The 3746-nt window shown below is 75.3% G+C and carries 4 protein-coding genes and 1 pseudogene; 4 read left to right on the plus strand and 1 reads right to left on the minus strand.

Annotation, left to right across the window (positions count from 1 at the left end; translation table 11 throughout):
* Positions 1–153: pseudogene (locus ACWGIU_RS32530) on the minus strand (short-chain dehydrogenase); the annotation flags it as partial.
* 184 nt (positions 154–337) lie between these two features.
* Here ACWGIU_RS32530 and cbiE point away from each other — a divergent pair.
* The 4 genes from cbiE to ACWGIU_RS32550 all read left to right on the plus strand — a co-directional run bounded on the left by cbiE (position 338) and on the right by ACWGIU_RS32550 (position 3744).
* Entirely contained in the window at positions 338–1594 is a 1257-nt protein-coding gene (gene cbiE / locus ACWGIU_RS32535) for a precorrin-6y C5,15-methyltransferase (decarboxylating) subunit CbiE (protein ID WP_453711704.1), read from the plus strand.
* Entirely contained in the window at positions 1591–2340 is a 750-nt protein-coding gene (cobM, locus tag ACWGIU_RS32540) for a precorrin-4 C(11)-methyltransferase (RefSeq protein ID WP_453711701.1), read from the plus strand. The genes cbiE and cobM overlap by 4 nt, the downstream gene beginning before the upstream one ends.
* Complete coding sequence (locus ACWGIU_RS32545; protein ID WP_453711702.1) at positions 2330–3112, plus strand: cobalt-precorrin-6A reductase; 783 nt, start codon at positions 2330–2332, stop codon at positions 3110–3112. The genes cobM and ACWGIU_RS32545 overlap by 11 nt, the downstream gene beginning before the upstream one ends.
* Positions 3113–3180: 68 nt before the next feature.
* Positions 3181–3744, plus strand: a complete 564-nt coding sequence (locus tag ACWGIU_RS32550; protein ID WP_453711703.1) for a GNAT family N-acetyltransferase — start codon at positions 3181–3183, stop codon at positions 3742–3744.
* Positions 3745–3746 lie beyond the last annotated feature (2 nt).

Consider the following 3746-nt stretch of genomic DNA (forward strand, 5'->3'; position numbering starts at 1 on the left):
GGCCAGCACCACCGAGGCGCCGCGCCGGGCGAGCTCGCGGGCGGTGACGTACCCGATCCCGCTGTTGGCCCCGGTCACGACGGCGCTGCGGCCGCTCTGGTCGGGGATGTGCGTGGCGTTCCAGCCCGGCATGGCGGCTCCCTCGTGAGGCAGTGGGTCACCGAGGGTATTCCGAACGGGTCCGGCGGGTACCGGCGGCCTGGGCCGTGTGCGCGAAGACGCGGATACGGCCCAGGGCGGCTCCGGCCCCGGATTCCCAGGCCAGTAGGCTGCGGGTCCGCCCGCTTTCCCCACTCCGTCCCCGAGGAACCGCGCAGTGAGCTCCCCGCCGCCCCCCATGTCCGTGACGGTCGTCGGCCTCGGCGCGGACGGCTGGGCCGGGCTCTCCGCCGCCGGCCGCTCCGCGCTGGCCTCGGCCGAGGTGCTGATCGGCGGCCCGCGCCAGCTGGACCTGCTGCCGGCCGCCGACTGCGCCGGTGAACGGGTGGCCTGGCCCAGCCCGCTGCGGCCCGCCGTGCCGAAGCTGATGGCCGAGCACGCCGGCCGCCGCATCGCGGTGCTGGCCAGTGGGGACCCGATGTTCTACGGGATCGGCCGCGCCCTCGCCGAGGAGCTCGGGCCCCGGTCGCTGCGGGTCCACCCGCACCCCTCGTCGGGGTCCTACGCCTGCGCCCGCCTGGGCTGGCCGGTGGAGGACACCGAGGTGGTCACGGTGGTCGGCCGCCCGGTGGCCCGGCTGGCGGCCTCGCTCCACGAAGGGCGCCGGGTGCTGGTACTCAGCGCCGGAGCGGCGTCCCCGGGCGAGATCGCCGCACTGCTGCGGGAGCGGGGCTTCGGCCCGAGCCGGATGCGGGTGCTGGAACAGCTCGGGTCCGAGCGCGAGGACACGTACGAGGGCCACGCCGACGGCTGGGACCACGCGCCCGGCGACCCCCTGAACGTGGTCGCGCTCGACTGCCGCCGCGACCCGGCCCACAACGCGCCGCGCCTCGGCGCGACCCCGGGCCTCCCGGACGCCTCGTACGAACACGACGGGCAGCTCACCAAGCGTCATGTCCGGGCCGCGACCCTGTGCGCGCTGGCCCCGGCCCCCGGCGAGCTGCTGTGGGACATCGGCGGCGGCTCCGGCTCGATCGGCATCGAGTGGATGCGTACGCACCCCTCGTGCCGGGCGGTGGCCGTGGAGCGCGTCCCGGAGCGGGCCGGGCGCATCACCCGTAACGCGGCGACGCTCGGCGTCCCCGGCCTGCGCGTGGTCATCGGCGCCGCACCGGAGGCCCTGGCCGGGCTGCCGGCCCCCGACGCCGTGTTCATCGGCGGCGGGCTGACCGCGCCCGGCCTGCTGGACGCGGTCTGGGACGCGCTGGCCCCCGGCGGCCGGCTCGTGGTCAACACCGTCACCCTGGAGTCGGAGGCTGTGCTCGCCGAGCGCTACCGGCGCCACGGCGGCGAACTGGTGAAGCTCGCCGTCGCGCACGCCGTGCCGGTCGGTGGCTTCACGGGCTGGCGGCAGGCGATGCCGGTCACCCAGTGGTCAGTGACGAAGTCGGAGGGCTCGACCTCCGGGTCGACCGAGGAGAAGGATCGAACATGACCGTGTACTTCATCGGTGCGGGCCCCGGCGCCGCCGACCTGATCACGGTGCGCGGCGCCCGGACCCTGGCCGCCGCCCCCGTCTGCCTGTACGCGGGCAGCCTCGTGCCGCGCGAACTGCTGGCCGAGTGCCCGGCGGACGCCCGCCTGGTCGACACCTCGCAGCTCAACCTCGACGAGATCATCGCCGAGTGCGTACGGGCCCACGGGGCGGACCAGGATGTGGCGCGGCTGCACTCCGGCGACCCGTCGATCTTCAGCGCGGTCGCGGAGCAGATGCGGCGGCTCGACGCCGCCGGCATCCCCTACGAGGTCGTCCCCGGCGTCCCGGCCTTCGCCGCGGCGGCGGCCGCCCTCAAGCGGGAACTGACCGTCCCCACCGTCGGGCAGACGGTGATCCTGACCCGGATCGCCCAGCAGGCCACCCCGATGCCGCCCGGCGAGGACCTCGCCACGCTGGGACGCAGCGGCGCGCTGCTGGTGTTGCACCTGGCCACCCGCTACGTGGACCGGGTCGTCGACGAGTTGCTGCCGCACTACGGGGCCGAGTGCCCGGTGGCGGTCGTGGCGATGGCCTCCCGCCCCGACGAGCTGATCCTGCGCGGCACCCTGTCCGACATCGCCGCACAGGTGAAGGAACACGGCCTGGCGCGCACCGCCGTCATCGTGGTGGGCCGCACGCTGGGCGCGGAGCAGTTCCGCGACAGCCACCTGTACTCGCCCGAGCGCGACCGGCATGTCTGCTGAGCCGGGCCTCCGGTCGGCCCGTCATCACGTCCTGATCCTGGGCGGCACGACGGAGGCCCGCCGCCTTGCGGAGGCGCTGGCGCCCGAGCCCTCCTGCCACGTGACCACCTCGCTCGCGGGCCGGGTCGCCTCGCCGGTGCTCCCGCCCGGCGAGACCCGCATCGGCGGCTTCGGCGGCGTCGCGGGCCTCGCGGCCTGGATCGTCGCCCACGGCGTCACGCACGTCGTCGACGCCACCCACCCCTTCGCGGAGCGGATGAGCTTCCACGCGGCCGATGCGGCGGCCCTCACGGGCGTCCCGCTGCTGGCGCTGCGGCGCCCCGGCTGGACGCCGGAGCCGGGTGACGACTGGGCCTTCGTGGACTCCCTCGCCGATGCGGCCGCGCTGCTGCCCGGCCTCGGCTCCCGCGCGTTCCTGACCACCGGCCGGATGGGCCTGCACACCTTCGCGCACCTCACCGACACCTGGTTCCTGGTGCGTTCGGTGGACCCCCCGGCGGCGCCGGCTCCGCCGCAGCTCGAAGTGCTGCTCGCCCGGGGCCCGTTCACCCTCGACGACGAGCGGGAGCTGATCGCCCGGCACCGGATCGACGTCCTGGTCACCAAGGACAGCGGCGGCTCGGCCACCGCCCCCAAACTGGCCGCGGCCCGCGAGGCCGGCATCCCGGTCCTCGTCGTGCGACGCCCGGCGGTACCGGAGGGCGTACCGGAGACGGGATCGGTCGAGGCCGTCCAGGACCGGCTGGGTGTGAGCCGCCGGGCCAAGGCCTGAGGGCTGTCCGGTTCCGCCGCGGGGAAAAGGAATTGCCTCGTGGCGGGAGGACACGTTGGGTGGGAGGCATGACCGAACTCCCCACCGACCGCCTCGTCCTGCGCCTCTGGCGGGATTCCGACCTCGATCCCTGGGCGGCGATGAACGCCGACCCCGAAGTGCGGCAGCACCTGGGCGACCCGCTCACCCGTGAGCAGAGCGAGGCCTCCATGGTGCGGTTCCGGGCCGCGTTCGACCGGCGGGGCTACGGCTGGTGGGCCGTAGAGGTGCGGGCCACGGGTGAGTTCATCGGCTTCGCGGGCATGGACCACGTGGACGACGGTATGCCGTTCACCGGGGTGGAGATCGGCTGGAGACTCGCCCGGGCCGCCTGGGGACTGGGCTACGCCACCGAGGCCGCGCGGGCGGTCCTGGCCCACGGCTTCGACACGCTCGGGCTCCCCGAGATCCTCGCCGTGACCACGGCCGGCAACCTCCGCTCCCAGGCGGTGATGCGGAGGATCGGGATGACCCGGAATCCGGCCGACGACTTCGACGACCCCGACGCGCCCGAAGGACCGCTGCGTCCGAACGTGCTGTTCCGGCTGGCCCGTGGCACGGCGGCGGCAGCCGGTGCTCCCGGATCCGGCTGAGG

This window comes from Streptomyces sp. NPDC054840, assembly GCF_053611065.1.

Bases quoted from the DNA above. Each gene is read 5' to 3' on its own strand.
- ACWGIU_RS32545 (WP_453711702.1), top strand. From the start codon at position 2,330: ATGTCTGCTGAGCCGGGCCTCCGGTCGGCCCGTCATCACGTCCTGATC.
- cobM (WP_453711701.1), top strand. From the start codon at position 1,591: ATGACCGTGTACTTCATCGGTGCGGGCCCCGGCGCCGCCGACCTGATC.
- ACWGIU_RS32550 (WP_453711703.1), top strand. From the start codon at position 3,181: ATGACCGAACTCCCCACCGACCGCCTCGTCCTGCGCCTCTGGCGGGAT.
- cbiE (WP_453711704.1), top strand. From the start codon at position 338: ATGTCCGTGACGGTCGTCGGCCTCGGCGCGGACGGCTGGGCCGGGCTC.